The organism is Streptomyces capillispiralis (assembly GCF_007829875.1).
In the GTDB taxonomy this organism is placed as follows: Bacteria; Actinomycetota; Actinomycetes; order Streptomycetales; family Streptomycetaceae; genus Streptomyces; species Streptomyces capillispiralis.
Map to the genome: position 1 here is coordinate 3,317,233 of NZ_VIWV01000001.1, position 18,018 is coordinate 3,335,250.

The 18,018-nt window shown below is 69.3% G+C and carries 22 protein-coding genes and 1 pseudogene; 2 read left to right on the forward strand and 21 right to left on the reverse strand.

Going from position 1 to position 18,018, the window contains the following annotated elements; genetic code table 11:
* Positions 1 to 4 precede the first annotated feature (4 nt).
* From rplE to FHX78_RS13885, 18 genes are all read right to left on the reverse strand, one after another.
* Complete coding sequence (gene rplE / locus FHX78_RS13800; RefSeq protein WP_006130773.1) at positions 5 to 562, reverse strand: 50S ribosomal protein L5; 558 nt, start codon at positions 560 to 562, stop codon at positions 5 to 7.
* The gene (gene rplX / locus FHX78_RS13805; RefSeq protein WP_003992365.1) at positions 562 to 885 is read right to left on the reverse strand and encodes a 50S ribosomal protein L24; all 324 of its coding nucleotides are present in this window, start codon (positions 883 to 885) and stop codon (positions 562 to 564) included. Before rplX ends, rplE begins: the two co-directional genes overlap by 1 nt.
* Positions 886 to 887: 2 nt before the next feature.
* Positions 888 to 1,256: a 50S ribosomal protein L14 gene (gene rplN / locus FHX78_RS13810; protein ID WP_003998823.1), complete on the reverse strand. Its 369-nt coding sequence runs from the start codon at positions 1,254 to 1,256 to the stop codon at positions 888 to 890.
* A gap of 137 nt (positions 1,257 to 1,393) precedes the next feature.
* Positions 1,394 to 1,681 (reverse strand): 30S ribosomal protein S17, encoded by a 288-nt coding sequence (gene rpsQ / locus FHX78_RS13815; protein WP_145867743.1) that lies wholly within the window; start codon positions 1,679 to 1,681, stop codon positions 1,394 to 1,396.
* Positions 1,681 to 1,905, reverse strand: coding sequence for a 50S ribosomal protein L29 (gene rpmC / locus FHX78_RS13820; protein WP_003998824.1), 225 nt, complete (start codon positions 1,903 to 1,905; stop codon positions 1,681 to 1,683). The genes rpsQ and rpmC overlap by 1 nt, the downstream gene beginning before the upstream one ends.
* Positions 1,905 to 2,324 carry a 50S ribosomal protein L16 gene (gene rplP / locus FHX78_RS13825; protein WP_009190136.1) on the reverse strand — a complete coding sequence of 140 codons (420 nt, stop codon included), beginning with the start codon at positions 2,322 to 2,324 and terminating at the stop codon, positions 1,905 to 1,907. The genes rpmC and rplP overlap by 1 nt, the downstream gene beginning before the upstream one ends.
* A 5-nt stretch (positions 2,325 to 2,329) precedes the next feature.
* Positions 2,330 to 3,157 (reverse strand): 30S ribosomal protein S3, encoded by an 828-nt coding sequence (gene rpsC / locus FHX78_RS13830; RefSeq protein WP_055570325.1) that lies wholly within the window; start codon positions 3,155 to 3,157, stop codon positions 2,330 to 2,332.
* Positions 3,157 to 3,504, reverse strand: a complete 348-nt coding sequence (rplV, locus tag FHX78_RS13835) for a 50S ribosomal protein L22 (protein WP_006130776.1) — start codon at positions 3,502 to 3,504, stop codon at positions 3,157 to 3,159. The genes rpsC and rplV overlap by 1 nt, the downstream gene beginning before the upstream one ends.
* A gap of 44 nt (positions 3,505 to 3,548) precedes the next feature.
* A complete protein-coding gene (gene rpsS / locus FHX78_RS13840; RefSeq protein WP_145867744.1) occupies positions 3,549 to 3,830 on the reverse strand; it encodes a 30S ribosomal protein S19 in 282 nt (93 codons plus the stop codon).
* Between the two features lie 12 nt (positions 3,831 to 3,842).
* Positions 3,843 to 4,679, reverse strand: a complete 837-nt coding sequence (rplB, locus tag FHX78_RS13845) for a 50S ribosomal protein L2 (RefSeq protein ID WP_145867745.1) — start codon at positions 4,677 to 4,679, stop codon at positions 3,843 to 3,845.
* Between the two features lie 38 nt (positions 4,680 to 4,717).
* Positions 4,718 to 5,137: a 50S ribosomal protein L23 gene (rplW, locus tag FHX78_RS13850; RefSeq protein WP_145867746.1), complete on the reverse strand. Its 420-nt coding sequence runs from the start codon at positions 5,135 to 5,137 to the stop codon at positions 4,718 to 4,720.
* Positions 5,137 to 5,796 carry a 50S ribosomal protein L4 gene (gene rplD / locus FHX78_RS13855; RefSeq protein ID WP_145867747.1) on the reverse strand — a complete coding sequence of 220 codons (660 nt, stop codon included), beginning with the start codon at positions 5,794 to 5,796 and terminating at the stop codon, positions 5,137 to 5,139. Before rplD ends, rplW begins: the two co-directional genes overlap by 1 nt.
* A gap of 8 nt (positions 5,797 to 5,804) precedes the next feature.
* Positions 5,805 to 6,449, reverse strand: coding sequence for a 50S ribosomal protein L3 (gene rplC, locus FHX78_RS13860; RefSeq protein WP_145867748.1), 645 nt, complete (start codon positions 6,447 to 6,449; stop codon positions 5,805 to 5,807).
* A 16-nt stretch (positions 6,450 to 6,465) separates the two neighbouring features.
* Positions 6,466 to 6,774, reverse strand: a complete 309-nt coding sequence (gene rpsJ, locus FHX78_RS13865) for a 30S ribosomal protein S10 (RefSeq protein WP_003948644.1) — start codon at positions 6,772 to 6,774, stop codon at positions 6,466 to 6,468.
* Positions 6,775 to 7,206: 432 nt separating this feature from the next.
* Complete coding sequence (locus tag FHX78_RS13870; protein ID WP_189908512.1) at positions 7,207 to 8,697, reverse strand: FG-GAP-like repeat-containing protein; 1,491 nt, start codon at positions 8,695 to 8,697, stop codon at positions 7,207 to 7,209.
* Positions 8,698 to 8,768: 71 nt separating this feature from the next.
* Complete coding sequence (locus tag FHX78_RS13875; protein ID WP_145867749.1) at positions 8,769 to 10,205, reverse strand: integrin alpha; 1,437 nt, start codon at positions 10,203 to 10,205, stop codon at positions 8,769 to 8,771.
* A gap of 595 nt (positions 10,206 to 10,800) precedes the next feature.
* Complete coding sequence (gene gdhA / locus FHX78_RS13880; RefSeq protein WP_167531759.1) at positions 10,801 to 12,159, reverse strand: NADP-specific glutamate dehydrogenase; 1,359 nt, start codon at positions 12,157 to 12,159, stop codon at positions 10,801 to 10,803.
* 242 nt (positions 12,160 to 12,401) lie between these two features.
* Entirely contained in the window at positions 12,402 to 13,553 is a 1,152-nt protein-coding gene (locus FHX78_RS13885) for an endo-1,4-beta-xylanase (RefSeq protein ID WP_145867751.1), read from the reverse strand.
* Positions 13,554 to 13,832: 279 nt separating this feature from the next.
* Between FHX78_RS13885 and FHX78_RS13890 the strand changes: the two genes are divergently transcribed.
* Together FHX78_RS13890 and FHX78_RS13895 are read left to right on the forward strand one after the other, a co-directional pair.
* The gene (locus tag FHX78_RS13890) at positions 13,833 to 14,144 is read left to right on the forward strand and encodes a hypothetical protein (RefSeq protein WP_145867752.1); all 312 of its coding nucleotides are present in this window, start codon (positions 13,833 to 13,835) and stop codon (positions 14,142 to 14,144) included.
* 161 nt (positions 14,145 to 14,305) lie between these two features.
* Positions 14,306 to 15,199: pseudogene (locus FHX78_RS13895) on the forward strand (glycoside hydrolase family 16 protein); the annotation flags it as partial.
* Between the two features lie 131 nt (positions 15,200 to 15,330).
* Here the strand turns inward: FHX78_RS13895 and FHX78_RS13900 are convergent.
* From FHX78_RS13900 to tuf, 3 genes are all read right to left on the reverse strand, one after another.
* Positions 15,331 to 15,603: a hypothetical protein gene (locus FHX78_RS13900; RefSeq protein WP_145867754.1), complete on the reverse strand. Its 273-nt coding sequence runs from the start codon at positions 15,601 to 15,603 to the stop codon at positions 15,331 to 15,333.
* Positions 15,603 to 16,538 carry an RpnC/YadD family protein gene (locus tag FHX78_RS13905; protein ID WP_145867755.1) on the reverse strand — a complete coding sequence of 312 codons (936 nt, stop codon included), beginning with the start codon at positions 16,536 to 16,538 and terminating at the stop codon, positions 15,603 to 15,605. Before FHX78_RS13905 ends, FHX78_RS13900 begins: the two co-directional genes overlap by 1 nt.
* 227 nt (positions 16,539 to 16,765) lie before the next feature.
* Positions 16,766 to 17,959, reverse strand: coding sequence for an elongation factor Tu (gene tuf / locus FHX78_RS13910; RefSeq protein ID WP_030046358.1), 1,194 nt, complete (start codon positions 17,957 to 17,959; stop codon positions 16,766 to 16,768).
* Positions 17,960 to 18,018 lie beyond the last annotated feature (59 nt).

Consider the following 18,018-nt stretch of genomic DNA (forward strand, 5'->3'; position numbering starts at 1 on the left):
TCGCTCACGCCTCCTTGAACGGGAAGCCGAGGTGACGGAGAAGGGCGCGGCCCTCTTCGTCGTTGGTCGCCGTGGTGACCACGGTGATGTCCATACCCCGGACACGGTCGATCTTGTCCTGGTCGATCTCGTGGAACATGACCTGCTCCGTGAGACCGAAGGTGTAGTTGCCACGGCCGTCGAACTGCTTGGGGGACAGGCCGCGGAAGTCGCGGATGCGCGGGAGCGCCAGCGACAGGGTGCGGTCCAGGAACTCCCACATGCGGTCGCCACGGAGCGTGACGTGGGCACCGATCGGCTGTCCCTCACGCAGCTTGAACTGCGCGATGGACTTGCGGGCCTTGGTGACGGCCGGCTTCTGACCGGTGATCGTGGTGAGGTCGCGGATGGCGCCCTCGATCAGCTTGGAGTCGCGGGCGGCGTCGCCCACACCCATGTTGACCACGATCTTGACGAGGCCGGGAACCTGCATGACGTTCTCGTAGGAGAACTGCTCACGCAGCTTGCCCGCGATCTCCTCGCGGTACTTCGTCTTCAGACGCGGAGTGGTGGTGGTCGTCATCAGATGTCCTCACCCGTCCGCTTGGCAACGCGGATCTTGTTGCCCTCGTCGTCGAAGCGGTAACCGACGCGCGTGACGACCTTGTTGCCGTCCTTCTCCACGACCAGCTGGACGTTGGAGACGTGGATCGGGGCCTCGGTGGTCACGATGCCGCCGGCCTGCGAACCGCGAGCGGTCGGACCGGCCTTGGTGTGCTTCTTGACCCGGTTGACACCCTCGACCAGGACACGGTCCTCGCGGGGGAAGGCCGCGATGACCTTGCCCTGCTTGCCCTTGTCCTTACCGGTGATGACCTGGACCAGGTCGCCCTTCTTGATCTTCATGCTCACAGCACCTCCGGCGCGAGGGAGATGATCTTCATGAACTTCTTCTCGCGCAGCTCACGGCCCACGGGGCCGAAGATACGGGTGCCACGAGGGTCGCCGTCGTTCTTCAGAATGACGGCGGCGTTCTCGTCGAAGCGGATGTACGAGCCGTCCGGACGGCGGCGCTCCTTGACGGTGCGAACGATGACCGCCTTGACGACGTCACCCTTCTTCACGTTGCCACCGGGGATCGCGTCCTTGACGGTGGCGACGATGACGTCACCGATGCCCGCGTAGCGGCGACCGGAGCCACCGAGCACACGGATGCAAAGGATTTCCTTCGCACCAGTGTTGTCGGCGACGCGCAGTCGCGACTCCTGCTGGATCACGTCTATCTCCTGTTTGTCTGCCGGTTCCCCGGGGGCCGCTCATGCGCTTGAGCGAACGGCCCCCGGAGCCTGGCGGAACTGCCCTGCGAGGAATGCCTCGCAGGAACGTACTTGCGGAATTCCCTTGCGGGAACTGCCTACTTGGCCTTCTCGAGGATCTCGACGACGCGCCAGTGCTTCGTGGCGGACAGCGGCCGGGTCTCCATCAGGAGGACGCGGTCGCCGATGCCGGCGGCGTTCTGCTCGTCGTGGGCCTTGAGCTTGCTCGTGCTGCGGATGACCTTGCCGTACAGCGCGTGCTTCTTGCGGTCCTCGACGGCGACGACGACGGTCTTGTCCATCTTGTCGCTGACGACGATGCCCTCACGGGTCTTGCGGTCGCCCCGAGCCTCAGTGTTCGTCTCAGTCACGTTGTTCTCGCTCATCAGGCGCTCTCCACCGTCTCGATGCCCAGCTCGCGCTCACGCATCAGGGTGTAGATCCGCGCGATGTCCTTGCGGACGGCCTTGAGCCGACCGTGGTTCTCGAGCTGGCCCGTCGCCGCCTGGAAGCGGAGGTTGAACAGCTCTTCCTTGGCCTCGCGAAGCTTCGCAAGAAGCTCCTCGTCACCCAGTTCGCGCAGCTCGGACGCCTTGGTACCGGCCGACATCACGCTTCACCTGCCTCGCGCTTGACGATCCGGCACTTCATCGGCAGCTTGTGGGCCGCACGGGTCAGCGCCTCACGGGCGATCTTCTCGTTGGGGTACGACAGCTCGAACATGACGCGTCCGGGCTTGACGTTGGCGATCCACCACTCCGGAGAACCCTTACCGGAACCCATGCGGGTCTCGGCGGGCTTCTTGGTGAGCGGACGGTCCGGGTAGATGTTGATCCAGACCTTGCCGCCACGCTTGATGTGGCGGGTCATCGCGATACGAGCCGCCTCGATCTGGCGGTTCGTGACGTAGGCCGGGGTCAGCGCCTGGATGCCGTACTCGCCGAACGCAACCTGCGTGCCACCCTTGGACATGCCGTTGCGCTTGGGGTGGTGCTGCTTGCGGTGCTTGACCCTACGGGGGATCAGCATGTCGGTCAGGCCTCCGTTCCGGTGCTCTCAGCCGGAGCGGCAGCCGGAGCGTCGGCCTTGGGGGCCTCGGCAGCGGGAGCCTGCTGCGGCTTGCGGCCGCGGCCGCCACGCTCGCCACCGCGGCCACCACGGGCCGGACGGTCGGCGCCACCACGGGCCGGGCGGTTGCCGGCACGGGCGGCTGCGTTCTCGGCGCGGACCTCGGCGATGTTCTTGACGTCGCCCTTGTAGATCCAGACCTTCACACCGATGCGGCCGAAGGTCGTCTTGGCCTCGAAGAAGCCGTAGTCCACGTTCGCGCGGAGCGTGTGCAGGGGCACACGGCCCTCGCGGTAGAACTCCGAGCGGGACATCTCGGCGCCACCGAGGCGGCCACCGCACTGGATCTTGATGCCCTTGGCGCCGGCCTTCATGGCGGACTGCATGCTCTTGCGCATGGCCCGACGGAAGGAGACGCGGGAGGAGAGCTGCTCGGCGACGGCCTGGGCGACCAGCTGAGCGTCGGTCTCGGGGTTCTTGACCTCGAGGATGTTCAGCTGGACCTGCTTGCCGGTGAGCTTCTCGAGGTCACCGCGGATGCGGTCGGCCTCGGCGCCGCGGCGGCCGATGACGATGCCCGGACGAGCGGTGTGGATGTCCACACGCACACGGTCACGGGTGCGCTCGATCTCGACCTTGGAGATGCCGGCGCGCTCCATGCCGGACGTCATCATCCGACGGATGGCGACGTCTTCCTTGACGTAGTCCTTGTACAGCTTGTCGGCGTACCAACGCGACTTGAAGTCGGTCGTGACACCGAGCCGGAACCCGTGCGGGTTTACCTTCTGGCCCATTACCGGGTTCCTTCCTTGCTGCTGACGACCACGGTGATGTGGCTGGTCCGCTTGCGGATCCGGTAGGCGCGGCCCTGGGCACGCGGCCGGAACCGCTTCAGGGTCGGGCCCTCGTCGACGTAGGCCTCGGAAATGAAGAGGCTGTCGACATCGGTGTGGTCGTAGTTGTGCGCGGCGTTGGCGATGGCGCTGTCCAGCACCTTGCCGACCGGCACGCTCGCGGCCTGCGGGGCGAAACGCAGGACCGCCTGAGCCTCCGTGGCATCCATGCCACGGATGAGGTCCACCACGCGGCGGGCCTTCATGGGCGTGACGCGGATGTACCGCGCCTGGGCCCTGGCTTCCATGGTTGTCCCTTCAGTGTCTGTCATGGTCGATTGCACCCCGCCGACTAGCGGCGCTTCGACTTCCGGTCGTCCTTGACGTGGCCCCGGAAGGTGCGGGTCGGCGAGAACTCGCCGAGCTTGTGGCCGACCATCGACTCGGTGACAAACACCGGGATGTGGGTCTTGCCGTTGTGCACCGCGATCGTGTGGCCCAGCATGTCCGGGACGATCATCGAGCGACGGGACCAGGTCTTGATGACGTTCTTGGTACCGGCTTCGTTCTGGACGACCACCTTCTTGATCAGGTGGTTGTCGACGAAGGGTCCCTTCTTCAAGCTACGAGGCATCTCAACCCGTCCTTAGCGCTTCTTGTTCGTCTTGCGGCGGCGGACGATGTACTTGTTCGACGCCTTCTTGGGCGAACGAGTACGGCCTTCCTTCTTGCCCCACGGAGACACGGGGTGACGACCACCGGAGGTCCGGCCCTCACCACCACCGTGCGGGTGGTCAACCGGGTTCATGACGACACCACGGACGGTCGGGCGGACGCCCAGCCACCGCTTACGGCCGGCCTTACCCCAGTTGATGTTGCTCTGCTCGGCGTTGCCGACCTCGCCGACGGTGGCGCGGCAGCGGACGTCGACCAGGCGGATCTCGCCGGACGGCATGCGCAGGTGGGCCATGGAGCCCTCCTTCGCGAGCAGCTGCACCGAGGCGCCGGCGGAGCGGGCGAACTTCGCGCCGCCGCCGGGACGCAGCTCGATGGCGTGCAGCGTCGTACCGACCGGGATGTTGCGCAGGGCAAGGTTGTTGCCCGGCTTGATGTCGGCCCCGGGACCGTTCTCGACGCGGTCGCCCTGCTGCAGGTTGCGCGGGGCGAGGATGTAGCGCTTCTCGCCGTCGGCGTAGTGCAGCAGCGCGATGCGCGCGGTGCGGTTGGGGTCGTACTCGATGTGCGCGACCTTCGCCGGCACGCCGTCCTTGTCGTGACGACGGAAGTCGATCACGCGGTAGGCGCGCTTGTGGCCACCACCCTGGTGGCGCACGGTCACACGACCGGAATTGTTACGGCCGCCCTTGCTGTGCAGGGGACGGACCAGCGACTTCTCCGGCGTGGACCGCGTGACCTCGACGAAGTCGGCGACGCTGGAGCCACGACGGCCCGGAGTCGTCGGCTTGTACTTGCGGATACCCATTTCTCAGTCCTCGTCCGATATCGAACGATCCTGACCGCTTACGCGGTCGGACCGCCGAAGATGTCGATACGGTCGCCCTCGGCGAGGGTCACGATCGCGCGCTTGGTCGCCGCACGCTGGCCGAAGCCGGTGCGGGTCCGCTTGCGCTTGCCCTGGCGGTTGATCGTGTTGACCCCGGTGACCTTGACCGAGAAGACCGCCTGGACGGCCTGCTTGATCTGGGTCTTGTTCGCGTTGGGGTCGACGATGAACGTGTACTTGTTCTCGTCGATGAGCGCGTAGCTCTTCTCCGACACGACCGGCTTCAGCAGGACGTCACGGGGGTCCGTGTAGGCCTTGCTCGCCGGGGTGACGACGGTGTTCTTGCCCTCGGTGGCGTGGCGACGCGCCTTCTTGACGCGCGCCTCCTTCGCCTTCTTGGCCGCCTTGGAGGCGATGGAGGGGTGACGGACTGCCATCAGACCTCGCTCCCTTCGTTGTCGTTGGCCGTGTTCGGGCCGGCGACGAAGGACTCGAAAGCGGCCTTGGTGAAGACCACGTCGTCCGAGACGAGAACGTCGTACGTGTTCAGCTGGCCCGGCTCCAGAATGTGGATCTGGGGCAGGTTGCGGGCGGACAGCCACGCGGCCTCGTCGGCGCGGTCGACGACCAGGAGCAGGTTCTTGCGCTCCGAGATCTTGCCGAACAGCGTCCTGGCGGCCTTCGTGGAGGGCGTCTCACCCTCGATCACGCCGGTGACGACGTGAATACGGTTGTGGCGGGCCCGGTCGGTGAGGGCGTGGCGCAGGGCCGCGGCCTTCATCTTCTTCGGGGTCCGCTGCGAGTAGTCGCGCGGCTGCGGGCCGTGGACGACGCCACCGCCGGCGAACTGCGGTGCGCGGGTCGAACCCTGACGGGCGCGACCGGTGCCCTTCTGGCGGTAAGGCTTCTTGCCACCACCACGGACTTCACCGCGGGTCTTGGTCTTGTGGGTGCCCTGGCGGGCAGCGGCCAGCTGTGCGACGACGACCTGGTGGATCAGCGGAATGCTGACCTTCTCGACGTCGAAGATCTCCGCGGGGAGCTCGACGGTACCGGCCTTGTCGCCCGCCGGCGAAAGGATGTCAACAGTGCTCATCGGTTACCTCAGGCCCCCTTGGCCGCGGTGCGGACCAGGACGAGGCCGCCGTTCGGACCGGGAACCGCGCCCTTGATGAGCAGCAGACCCTTCTCCGCGTCAACGGCGTGGACGGTCAGGTTCTGGGTGGTGACCCGCTCGTTGCCCATGCGACCCGCCATGCGGAGGCCCTTGAACACACGACCCGGGGTGGCGCAGCCACCGATGGAACCGGGCGAGCGGTGCTTGCGCTGGGTGCCGTGCCCGGCGCCGAGGCCACGGAAGTTGTGGCGCTTCATGACACCGGCGAAGCCCTTGCCCTTGCTCTTGCCGGTCACGTCGACCTTGACGCCGGCCTCGAACACCTCAGCGGTGATCTCCTGGCCGAGCGCGTACTCGGAGGCGTCCGCGGTGCGGATCTCGACGAGGTGGCGACGGGGGGTGACGTCGGCCTTGGCGAAGTGGCCCTTGAGGGGCTTGTTCACCTTGCGCGGGTCGATCTCGCCGAAGGCGATCTGGACCGACTCGTAGCCGTCGGCGTCGTTCGTACGGACCTGGGTGACGACGTTCGGGCCGGCCTTGACGACGGTGACCGGAACAACACGGTTGTTCTCGTCCCACACCTGCGTCATACCGAGCTTCTCGCCCAGGATGCCCTTGATCTGCTTGGTCATCTTCAGATCACCGGCCTCAGAGCTTGATCTCGATGTCGACACCGGCCGGGAGGTCGAGTCGCATCAGAGAGTCAACGGTCTTGGGGGTCGGGTCGAGGATGTCGATCAGGCGCTTGTGCGTGCGCATCTCGAAGTGCTCGCGCGAGTCCTTGTACTTGTGCGGCGACTTGATGACGCAGTACACGTTCTTCTCAGTGGGCAGCGGCACCGGGCCCGCGACCGACGCACCAGTGCGAGTCACCGTCTCGACGATCTTCTTCGCCGAGCTGTCGATGACCTCGTGGTCGTAGGCCTTGAGCCGGATGCGGATCTTCTGTCCCGCCATGGCTACTTCGTAGTCCTGTCTCTCTTTACGCTCTGGAACCCGGTGTTCCAGGACTCGTCCTCCGACCCACGCGGTCGGGCGTGTCGCACTCTCGCTGACATGAATGTCCCTTGTTCGAACATCCCTGCGGGATTGACACGGCCCTACCAGAACCGTGAACCGGGGGCGAAAGGCCCACCGGGTGCCTGGCCGGTGCCGCGCCCACGCTTCCCGGAAGATTCCCGTACGTCCGTCCCTGAGCAGGGACGACGAGTACTGTGGGACTCGCTTCCGGTCCTCCCGGCGGGAGGCGCGCAGCATCAACACTCGACCGAGCAACTCGGACAGTCTGCCATATGGGGCGGGGCCCTGGCCAATCGAGCCGGAGACAATACCCCGGAGGCGGCGAGGATCAAACCAGGGCTCGCCCGCGCCGCCCCGCAGCGCCCGACGTCACGTCGTGGAGCGGGCGCCGGACAGCTCCTCGCCGAAGTCGACGTCGGCGTAGCGGCGGGTCGCTCCGGCCGAGGTGCCGCCGATCGTGAGCGAGCCACTGGCGACCGGGCCGGTGGCGGAGCCGCGGGCGATCCACACCAGGCCGTCGGAGTTCTCGCCGGGCGTGCCGACGACGGCCTCGGCCCGGCCGTCCCTGTTCAGGTCGACGAGGTGGGTGGAGGCGCCGAACAGGTCTCCCTGCTCGGCGGCGCCCGGCACACCGCTCGTGTTCTGCGTGTACCCCGTGGATCCGGCCGCGGTCAGCCCGCCGGCCGATCCGCGCAGCAGGGTCACCGAGCCTGCCTGGCCGACGGAACCGACGGCCTCGCCGTGGCTGCCGACGAGGACGTCCGCGTACCGGTCGCCGTTGGTGTCCCCGACGCCGAGGGAGAAGCCGAACAGGTCGCCGTCCTCGCCGCCGCCGGGGACCGAGGCGGTGTCCTGGTGGACGACCTGGGGCCGCTGGCCGGCGGTGATGCCCTGGGCGCTGCCGTAGAGGACCTGGATCTCGCCGCCGCGGTGGGCGGGGGTGTCCCCGGACGTCAGGGACGCGTCGTAGGGGACACCGGTGACCAGGTCGCCGTACCCGTCTCCGTTGATGTCGCCGATCTGCCCGGACAGGCCGTCGGCGAGCGGGAGTTCGGTGTACGAGCCGTTGTCGTTCTCGAGGTGGACGGGGCCGCTGACGTCTCCGTCGGTGGGGCCGGGCAGCCAGAACCGCTCGGCCGTTCCGTCGCCGTCGACGTCGCCGGTGACGACTCCTCGGTTGGTGCCGAGCGCGTGCACGAACGCCCTGCGGGCGGGGGTCCCGGTCCGGGTGAAGGGGCCCGTGTAGGTCGTCGCCCCGCAGTGGCCGGTGACGCCGAGGTCGGGGGCCCCGTCGCCGGTGACGTCGCCCGCGGCGATGCCGGCCGCGAAATGGCAGCCCTCGTCCAGGCCGGTGGGCGTCGGGACGGAGGCACCGCCCTTCAGCCCGGCGGAACCGCCCCAGACCACGGTGAGCGACCCGGTCCCGCCCATGGTGCCCGCCGCCTCCCCGGGGGTGCCGACCAGCAGATCGGCGTAGCCGTCGCGGTCGAGGTCGGCGGAGGTGACCGCCGTGCCGAAGCGGTCCCACTCCTCGGGCACACCCGGTACTCCGCTGGTCGCCTGGGTGATCACGGTGCGGCGGGAGGCCGCGACACCGCTCGCGGAGCCGTACAGCACGACGACGGCGCCCGCGGCGTCGACCGAGCCGTTGGACGCGCCGGGCGCGCCCACGGCCAGGTCGCGGTAGCCGTCGCCGTTGAAGTCGTCCTGGACGGCGGCCGTGTTGGCGCCGCGGTAGGGGGATGCGGCCACGGCGGGGTGGGCGGGCAGGACCATGGCGGTGAGGGCGGCCGCGGCACCGACCGCGACGGCGGCGGCGAGGCGGCGGGACCCGGGGGCGGGCTGGGCGGTGGTGGGCATGACGGCTCCGTGGGCGAAGGGCTGCGGGGACGACGGGGACGTTCCGACGGCGAAGGGGGAAGGTGCGGCGGTCACGGGCCGGTCACCACCCCGCCGAGGCGGGCGGCTCCCGCCGACCCGAGCCCCGCGCCGCCGACGCCGAAGCTGACCGCCCCGGTCGCGGTGACGGAGGCGGCCGAGCCGCGCAGGGACCAGACGGAACCCGCGCCGGCGTTCTCGCCCGGAGCGCCGATCAGCAGGTCGGCGTACCCGTCCTTGTTGGTGTCGACGAGCCGTACGGCGCTGCCGAACGCGTCGCCCTTCTCCGACGCGCCGGGGACGCCGGCGCTGTTCTGCGTCCAGTCGCGGGCGTGGGCGGTGTCCAGCAGGCCGCCGGTGCCTCGTACGACCGTGACGGCTCCGGTGCCGCCGTTCTCCCCCGGTGTGCCGATCACCAGGTCGGCCCGCCCGTCCTTGTCGGTGTCGCCGATCGCGACCGAGGCGCCGAAGCGGTCGCCCGCCTCACCGGTCCCGGGGACACCGGCGGTGTCCTGGCCGATGGTCTGGACGCGGCTCGGGGAGCCGCCGTACGCGGCGTCGTAGTAGACGGTGACCCGGCCGCCGAGCGAGGTGCCGGGGCTCTGCGCGGGGTCCTCCGGGTTGCCGACGACGAGGTCGGGTGAGCCGTTGCCGTCCAGGTCACCGACGGCGGAGACCGTGCCGGCGGGGAGGGTGGTGTGCTCGAAGTCGCCGGGGGTGACGAGCCAGGTGCCGGGGTCGTCGCCCTCTCCGTCGTACCCCCACCCGTCGTCGGAGGTGCCGCGGCCGTGGATCATCAGCCGGTCGTTGGCGGTGTCCGGCAGGTCGACCGCGGTCAGGGCGACGATGCCGTGCTCCGGATTGAAGGGGGTGCCGGTGCCGCTGCTGCCGGACTGCTCGGACAGGTCCGCCGGCATGAAGGTCACGTCGGCGTCGTTGGCGCCGATGGCGATCGACAGCTTGCCGCCGTTCACCGGGTTGAGGGAGTCGTGGGTGGCCACGGCCAGCGTCCTGCCGTACGCGTCGTGGGAGTTGGGCCAGGGGTCGGCGACCGTCCTGGCCTTCGTCGGGCCGGAGGAGGTGCCCCACACGACCGTGACCGACCCGCCGCCCACGTCGCCGGAGACCTCCTCGCCCGGGGCGCCCACGACCAGGTCGGCGTACCCGTCGGCGTTCAGGTCGTGCACGACGACGGCGGCGCCGAAGCGGTCGCCCGCCTCGGCGCTGCCCGGGATGCCGGTGGAGTTCTGTGTCACGACGGTGCGTCTGGTGGTGTCGACGCCCCGGGCCGTGCCGTACAGGACGATGACGGCACCGGCCTTGGCCCGGCCCGCGACCGTGGCGTCCGGCGCCGAGACGACGACGTCGCGGTAGCCGTCCCTGTTGATGTCGCCCGGGGTGCCGGTGGCGCCGTGGGCCGCCGTCGCGACCAGCGGCGTAAGCCCTGAGGCGAGCATGACAGCGGATGTCAGCAGAGTGCGTGTGCGCACGAGGCATCTCCAGAGAGCACGGCGGGTCGAGAGCACACAGGAGACCGACGGGACGGCCGAAGAGTTGTACGGGAACCGAACGGACTTCACCGACGGCCGGCCGCGCCGCCCGGCCCTCCTGAAGGGCTGCCTCGTGAGAGGAAGGAGGTGCCCCGCGTCTTCGTCGCCCCCGACGGCCGGATCTTCCGCTGCACCGCTCTCCCGGCGGACCTCGCGTGTCTGCGCGAGCGAAGAGTCGCCTTCGAAACAGGACACGGACGCGTCCTTCACGGTCCGCGACCGGCGGGGCCTGTGCGGCACGTCACCGGCCGTACGTCTCCTCCCGGTCGCCCTCCACACCGCCGTGGCCGCCTGTGCCCTGCCCGCCCTGACCGGCACGTCGACCCGCCTCACGGGCTGTCCGCCCCTCGCGGCAGCCGGGGTGGCCGCGTTCCTGGTGACGCGCACGGCCCGCGGGGACGCCACCCTCCGGTCCGGTAACACCGGACGAGCCGGGACCGGAGGGTGGCGTCCTGAAGACGGGGCGGCGGGCGGAGCCGTACGCGACACCGGTACGGCACCCGCCTCGCGCCCCGCTCGGCGCTGTCCGGACCGGTCAGATGACGCCCTGGGCGAGCATCGCGTCGGCCACCCGCTCGAAGCCGGCGATGTTGGCGCCGGTCACGTAGTCGCCGGGGGCGCCGTAGCGCTCGGCAGTCTCGGCGCAGGTGGTGTGGATGTCGGTCATGATCCGGGCCAGCTCGTTCTCGACCTGCTCTGCCTTCCACGACGTACGCGCCGCGTTCTGCGTCATCTCCAGCGCGCTGACCGCGACACCGCCGGCGTTGGCCGCCTTGCCGGGGCCGAAGGCGACGCCGGCCTGCTGGAGCAGGTCGACGGCCTCGGGCGTCGTCGGCATGTTCGCGCCCTCGGAGACCGCCTTCACGCCGTTGCGGACGAGGGTGGCGGCGTCGGCGGCGTTCAGCTCGTTCTGCGTGGCCGAGGGGAGGGCGACGTCCGCCGGGACCTCCCAGACGCGTCCGCCGGGCACGTACCGCGCGGAGGCGCCGCGGCGCTCGGCGTAGGTGCTCACCCGGCCGCGCTCGACCTCCTTGATCTGGCGCAGCAGCTCCAGGTCGATGCCCTTCTCGTCGACGACGTAGCCGCCGGAGTCGGAGCAGGTCACCGCGTTGGCGCCGAGGGCGGCCAGCTTCTCGATGGTGAAGATCGCGACGTTGCCGGAGCCGGAGACGACGGCCGTCTGCCCCTCCAGGTCCTCGCCGCGCTCGCGCAGCATCGCCTCCGCGAACAGCACGTTGCCGTATCCGGTCGCCTCCGGACGGATCAGCGAGCCGCCCCAGCCGGCGCTCTTGCCGGTGAGTACGCCGCCCTCCCAGCGGTTGGTGATCCGCCGGTACTGGCCGAAGAGGTAGCCGATCTCGCGGGCGCCGACGCCGATGTCACCGGCCGGCACGTCGGTGTACTCGCCGATGTGGCGGTGCAGTTCGGTCATGAAGGACTGGCAGAACCGCATGACCTCGGTGTCGCTGCGCCCCTGCGGGTCGAAGTCGCTGCCGCCCTTGCCGCCGCCGATGCCGAGGCCGGTCAGCGCGTTCTTGAAGATCTGCTCGAAGCCGAGGAACTTGATGATGCCGAGGTTCACGGAGGGGTGGAACCGCAGACCGCCCTTGTACGGGCCGAGCGCGCTGTTGTATTCGATCCGGAAGCCGCGGTTGACGTGGACGCGTCCCTGGTCGTCCTGCCACGGCACCCGGAACATGATCTGCCGCTCGGGCTCGACCAGCCGCTCGACGAGCCCCGGCTCGGCGTACTCGGGACGCGCCGCCAGCACCGGGCCGAGGGTGTCCAGCACCTCGCGTGCGGCCTGGTGGAACTCCGGTTCGGCGGGGTTGCGGCGCTCGATCTCGGCGCGCAGGCGGTCGAGCGAGATCTTCGGATCGGTTCGTGTGGCCACCGGGTCCCTTTCTGGCGCGGCTGACACCGGTACGGGTACCGGTGAGGGGCGCTCGGCGCCGTTGCCGCGCGCAGGAGAGCGGCCGCCCCGGGTCGTGTACGCGGGGTCGGCCGACTCTCCAGTGTTACTCCTGTGTTAACGCGATACCAAGACCGCGGCCGGAATGCCCACCATCCGGACAGGGGGCACTAAGCCCCTCCGGGGCAGCACCGGCTGCCCTCTCAGCCCTCCGGCAGGCCCTCTCAGCCCTCCCGGTCCTCGTGCCGGGCCGCCTCCTTCAGCGTGTCCCGCAGGGCGTGGAAGGCCGGCTTGCGGTGGAAGTCCTCCGTCATGACGTTGGCGAAGCCCTCGCCCTCGAAGAACACCGGCACCCACGAGTACTTGTCGGTGAAGCCCCAGATGGTGAACGAGTCGCAGCCCTCGACGGCCAGGCACGCCTCCAGCGTCCGCCGGTAGTAGTCGGCCTGCTTGCGCTCCTGCTCCGCGGTGGGCACGCCGCTCTCCGGCAGGTCCATGCGCACGTCCAGCTCGGTGACGGCGGTCTCCAGGCCGAGCGCGTGGAACCGGCGCAGGTTGTCCTCCAGGTCGCCCGGGAAGCCGTACCGGGTGCTCAGGTGGGCCTGGACGGAGAAGCCGTCCACGGGCACGCCCTGCGCGAGCAGGTCCTGGACGAGGGCGTGGTAGGCGGTGCTCTTCGCGTTGACGCCCTCGACGTTGTAGTCGTTGAAGAACAGCTTCGCCTCCGGGTCGGCCTCGTGCGCCCACCGGAAGGCGTCGGCGACGATGCCGGGGCCGAGTTCGCGGATCCAGATGTTGTCCTGGGTGCGCAGCCTGCCCTGGTCGTCGAAGATCTCGTTGGCGACGTCCCACTGCTGGATCCGGCCGGCGTAGCGGCCGACGACGGTGGTGATGTGCTCGCGCAGGAGGGCGCGCAGTTCCTCCTGGGAGAAGTCGCCCTGCTCCAGCCACTCCGGGTTCTGGCTGTGCCACAGGAGGGTGTGGCCGCGGACGACCTGACGGTGCCGCTCGGCGAACTCCACGATGGCGTCGGCCTGGGCGAAGTCGTAGCGGTCCCGCTCGGGGTGGATGTGGTCCCACTTCATCTGGTTCTCGGGCGAGACCGAGCTGAACTGGCGCGCCAGGATCTTCCGGTACTCCCTGTCGTACGTGAACGGGTCCGGGTAGTCCTGCGACAGGTGGTGGCCGCCGCCCGCCACGGCGGTGCCGACGACGAAGCCCTCGGGAGCGGCCGCGCGCAGCCGGTCGAAGGCGGCGTTGGAGTGCGGGGCGGCCTCCCGGCCGGGCGACGGGTCGGCGGTGGCCACACCCGTCATGAGCGGCAGGGTCAGGGCCGCGGCGGCCAGGGACGCGGTGGCGAAGCGAAGGGGTCTCATACGGAGGGTCTCATCCCGTCATCGGATTCTCGAATGTTTCGATACTTGATCCGAAACATTTGGCGTCGACGGAACCTAAGGGCCCGCCGAGCGCGAGGTCAATACCCGTGCACCGGATCGCACGCGAAGCGCCCCGCCCCCGGGCTGTGACCGGGGACGGGGTGCACGGGCGCGGCGAGGAGCCGCCGGCCCTCCGGGACGTACGCCAGGGCCGCCGAACCGTGATGAACTGCCTTCGATCACCGGAGGACCGAGAGGTCGAGAGGGCTGAGGAGAGTCATGACTGCCGGCGCGCGGGTCGACGACATACCCAAGGACGTCCAGGAGTTGCTGCGCAGCGCACGGCGGCTGGAGTGGGCGGCCGCCGCGTGGGCAGCGGTGGCGCTCGCCCTGTGGGGCTGGTGGTTCGTGTCGTTCGAGCCCTTGACCGCGCCGCATCCGCTGGACGACGAGCCTCTGTCCAAGGGGCCGATCGGCGTCCTCGCCCTGGCCGTCGTCCCCACGGTCGCCACCGCGGCGACCTTCGTCTACTCCAGGGTGCTGTTCCACCTGGCCCACCTGGAACTCGGGCGGTCCCTGCGGAGCCGATAGCGGCCCGCCCGCTTAAGCACGCCTTAAGGCGCCCATAAGCGCCTCCGGGGCCGGTCCAAACCGTTGGTTGCCGCGTGAACCTTCCGTACGATCCCTCAGGATCGACCATGCTCGACCATCACGCTCGACCCAACCCCCCACAAACAGAGGTGTGTTCAGCCATGGCTGCTCATCGCGCACGCCGGCGGTCGCTCGGCGGGCTCGCGTTCCTGGTCACCGCCGCCGTCACCGGCACGCTCGTCCTCACCGGCACCGGACCGGGCGCCCACCAAGCCGACGCCGCCACTCCCGTCACCGCCACCCCCACGGCCGTGACATGGTCCGACGAGTTCGACGGCGCCGCCGGAACCGCTCCCGACCCGGGCAAGTGGACCCTGGAGACCGGCGGCACGGGCAACGGCAACAACGAGTTGCAGTACTACACCAACAGCACGGACAACGCCGCCCTCGACGGCAACGGCAACCTCGTCATCACCGCCCGCAAGAACACCGACTCCGGTCTCCAGTGCTGGTACGGGCCGTGTCAGTACACCTCGGCCCGCCTCAACACCGCCGGCACCTTCACACAGGCGTACGGTCACTTCGAGGCCCGCATCAAGATCCCGCGCGGGCAGGGCATCTGGCCGGCGTTCTGGATGCTCGGTGACGACCTGGGCAGCGTCGGATGGCCCAACAGCGGTGAGATCGACATCATGGAGAACGTCGGCAACGAGCCGAACACCGTCCACGGCACCCTGCACGGCCCCGGCTACTCCGGCAGCGGCGGCATCGGCGCCCCGTACGGCTCCCCGGACGGACGGGCCTTCGCCGACGACTTCCACGTCTTCGCGGTCGACTGGAGCCCCGACAAGATCACCTGGTCCGTCGACGGCCGGACCTACCAGACCCGCACGCCCGCCGATCTGGGCGGCAACAAGTGGGTGTTCGACCACCCGTTCTTCCTGATCCTCAACCTCGCCGTCGGCGGCAACTGGCCCGGCAGCCCCGACAGCAGCACCCAGTTCCCGCAGACGATGACCATCGACTACGTACGGGTGTCCGCGGCCGACAGCGCCGCCGCGAAGAGCTGAACCCGAGCGCCCCGCGTCACACCGCCCGTCGGCCCGTCCGCTCCCGGACGTCTCCCGGCGCCGGCGCCGCGGGGCGCTCCTCCACAGCCCTCACCCCGGTCGAGCCGAGGCTCTCCTCACCGCGCTGGACCTGTGGCACGGTCCGCGGCGAAGACCTCGGCAGTCGATGCGGCGGTGAGCGCCCGCTCGAACCAGAGCGTCAACACCTCGGGATCCCCGCAACCGACGATGCGCTCCCGGTCCGCCTCGGAGACCTCAATACCCCGATGCCCCAGCAGGATCAGAAGGCCCCGCCCCTGCCCCTGAGCCTGACCTTCCGCCCGGCCCTCCGCCCGGCCCTCCGCCCGAAGCCTCTGAGCAGTCTCCGACTGGAACAGGGACAGGTCCATCACTCCGCGGGTCCTGTCTCCCCGCCCGCCGCGAACACCTCCGCCATCGACGTGGCCGTCAGCGCCCGCTCGAACCAGAGCGTCAACACCTCGGGATCCCCGCAACCGACGATGCGCTCCCGGTCCGCCTCGGAGACCTCAATACCCCGATGCCCCAGCAGGATCAGAAGGCCCCGCCCCTGCCCCTGAGCCTGCCCCTGAGCCTGACCTTCCGCCCGGCCCTCCGCCCGGCCCTCCGCCCGAAGCTTCTGAGCAGTCTCCGACTGGAAGAAAGAGAGGTCGACGGCCATGAGATGCCTCCAGATGTCCGCGGCCGGCGTCTTGCCGAGGCCTTGTTCCATGAGCTCGATGAAGGTGCCTGCGGTGCTCTCGTCGTCGGCCGACAGGCCCTTGAGTGCCTTTGCCAGCGCGTTCAGTATGGCATCGGCGTCCGGGTCACGGCGGTGCAGAGCCGCCGACAGGACGGTGAGCGGGATGTCCCGGGCGGCCTCGGCGGGGCTGTCGATCACCGGTACGTCGTCGGGGCCCAGGACCAGCGGCCTCAGGGTGAGCGCAGGCCACTGCGGCGGCCCGATGTCGACCTGCCGGGCCGCCCACTCGGCCGTCCCCCGATCCGCGCACACGACGAGCAGTACCGGCGGGATGCGGTACTTGGCGTACACGTACGACAGGTAGTACGCCCAGCTGGCGGGCTTGCGCCCGTCCGGCTCCCCCTGCGACTCGACCGCGAGGAGAAAGCTGCCGTCCTCGGTGTCCATCCGCAGCAGGGTGTCCACCCGGCGTTCCAGGGGCTGGGTCTCCGTGAGGTCGGTGGAGAGCTCGGTGCTGGAGATGGGGGGCGGAAAGGCGACGCCGAGGTTCCTGGCGGCGCGGGCGAAGAGGCCCGGGTCCTGCTGGAAGATCCGGTGCAGGGCCTCATGGGATGAGCTGACCATGAGGCCACGTTAGGGACGGAATGGCACGTGCCGCCCGCACTTGCCACCTCACTCACGCGATCGAGTGACACCCCTGCCCCTAAGACGACGCCCCACAGAGCAGAGCAAGCCCCGCAGGCACGGACAGGCACAGCAAAGGGGCCCGTACGACCGAAGTCGTACGGGCCCCTTCAGGTGCCAGGTGCTCGCGCGGAACTGCCGCGAGCTACCAGGTCAGATCAGCAAGCTCACTTGTTGATCTTGGTGACCTGGCCGGCGCCCACGGTCCGGCCACCCTCACGGATGGCGAACTTCAGGCCCTCTTCCATGGCGACGGGCTGGATGAGCTCCACCTTCATCTCGGTGTTGTCACCCGGCATGACCATCTCGGTGCCCTCGGGGAGGGTCACGACGCCGGTCACGTCCGTCGTACGGAAGTAGAACTGCGGGCGGTAGTTGTTGAAGAACGGGGTGTGACGGCCACCCTCGTCCTTCGACAGGATGTAGGCCTGGGCCTCGAACTCGGTGTGCGGGGTGACCGAGCCCGGCTTGATGATGACCTGGCCGCGCTCGACGTCCTCGCGCTTGATGCCGCGGAGGAGCAGACCGACGTTCTCACCGGCCTGGCCCTCGTCGAGCAGCTTGCGGAACATCTCGATGCCGGTGACCGTGGTGGTGGTCTTCTCCTGCTTGATGCCCACGATGTCGACGGTCTCGTTGACCTTGAGGACACCACGCTCGATACGACCGGTGACGACGGTGCCACGACCGGTGATCGTGAAGACGTCCTCGATCGGCATCAGGAACGGCTTGTCGACGTCACGCTCGGGCTGCGGGATGTTCTCGTCCACGGCCTTCATGAGCTCGAGGACGGTGTTGCCCCACTCCTTGTCGCCCTCGAGGGCCTTGAGCGCCGAGACCTTGACGACCGGCAGGTCGTCGCCCGGGAACTCGTACTCGGAGAGCAGCTCGCGGACCTCGAGCTCGACGAGCTCCAGGATCTCCTCGTCGTCCACCATGTCGGCCTTGTTCAGGGCGACGACGATGTACGGGACGCCGACCTGGCGGGCCAGGAGCACGTGCTCCTTGGTCTGCGGCATCGGGCCGTCGGTGGCGGCGACCACGAGGATGGCGCCGTCCATCTGCGCCGCACCCGTGATCATGTTCTTGATGTAGTCCGCGTGACCGGGGCAGTCGACGTGGGCGTAGTGACGCGTCTCGGTCTGGTACTCGACGTGCGCGATGGAGATGGTGATACCGCGCTGGCGCTCCTCGGGAGCCTTGTCGATCTGGTCGAAGGCCGAGGCCTCGTTCAGGTCCGGGTACGCGTCGTGCAGCACCTTGGTAATGGCGGCCGTGAGGGTCGTCTTACCGTGGTCGATGTGACCGATGGTGCCGATGTTGACGTGCGGCTTAGTCCGCTCGAACTTCGCCTTCGCCACGGGGGTCCTCCTGAGAGTGGTTCTGGTACGCCTTACTCATCGGCGCCAGGTGATCTTTG

Coding starts and splice junctions, on each gene's coding strand:
- rplE (WP_006130773.1), bottom strand. CDS start 562: ATGACGACCACCACCACTCCGCGTCTGAAGACGAAGTACCGCGAGGAG.
- rplX (WP_003992365.1), bottom strand. CDS start 885: ATGAAGATCAAGAAGGGCGACCTGGTCCAGGTCATCACCGGTAAGGAC.
- rpsQ (WP_145867743.1), bottom strand. CDS start 1,681: ATGAGCGAGAACAACGTGACTGAGACGAACACTGAGGCTCGGGGCGAC.
- rpmC (WP_003998824.1), bottom strand. CDS start 1,905: ATGTCGGCCGGTACCAAGGCGTCCGAGCTGCGCGAACTGGGTGACGAG.
- rplP (WP_009190136.1), bottom strand. CDS start 2,324: ATGCTGATCCCCCGTAGGGTCAAGCACCGCAAGCAGCACCACCCCAAG.
- rpsC (WP_055570325.1), bottom strand. CDS start 3,157: ATGGGCCAGAAGGTAAACCCGCACGGGTTCCGGCTCGGTGTCACGACC.
- rplV (WP_006130776.1), bottom strand. CDS start 3,504: ATGGAAGCCAGGGCCCAGGCGCGGTACATCCGCGTCACGCCCATGAAG.
- rpsS (WP_145867744.1), bottom strand. CDS start 3,830: ATGCCTCGTAGCTTGAAGAAGGGACCCTTCGTCGACAACCACCTGATC.
- rplB (WP_145867745.1), bottom strand. CDS start 4,679: ATGGGTATCCGCAAGTACAAGCCGACGACTCCGGGCCGTCGTGGCTCC.
- rplW (WP_145867746.1), bottom strand. CDS start 5,137: ATGGCAGTCCGTCACCCCTCCATCGCCTCCAAGGCGGCCAAGAAGGCG.
- rplD (WP_145867747.1), bottom strand. CDS start 5,796: ATGAGCACTGTTGACATCCTTTCGCCGGCGGGCGACAAGGCCGGTACC.
- rplC (WP_145867748.1), bottom strand. CDS start 6,449: ATGACCAAGCAGATCAAGGGCATCCTGGGCGAGAAGCTCGGTATGACG.
- rpsJ (WP_003948644.1), bottom strand. CDS start 6,774: ATGGCGGGACAGAAGATCCGCATCCGGCTCAAGGCCTACGACCACGAG.
- FHX78_RS13870 (WP_189908512.1), bottom strand. CDS start 8,697: ATGCCCACCACCGCCCAGCCCGCCCCCGGGTCCCGCCGCCTCGCCGCC.
- FHX78_RS13885 (WP_145867751.1), bottom strand. CDS start 13,553: ATGAGACCCCTTCGCTTCGCCACCGCGTCCCTGGCCGCCGCGGCCCTG.
- FHX78_RS13890 (WP_145867752.1), top strand. CDS start 13,833: ATGACTGCCGGCGCGCGGGTCGACGACATACCCAAGGACGTCCAGGAG.
- FHX78_RS13900 (WP_145867754.1), bottom strand. CDS start 15,603: ATGGACCTGTCCCTGTTCCAGTCGGAGACTGCTCAGAGGCTTCGGGCG.
- FHX78_RS13905 (WP_145867755.1), bottom strand. CDS start 16,538: ATGGTCAGCTCATCCCATGAGGCCCTGCACCGGATCTTCCAGCAGGAC.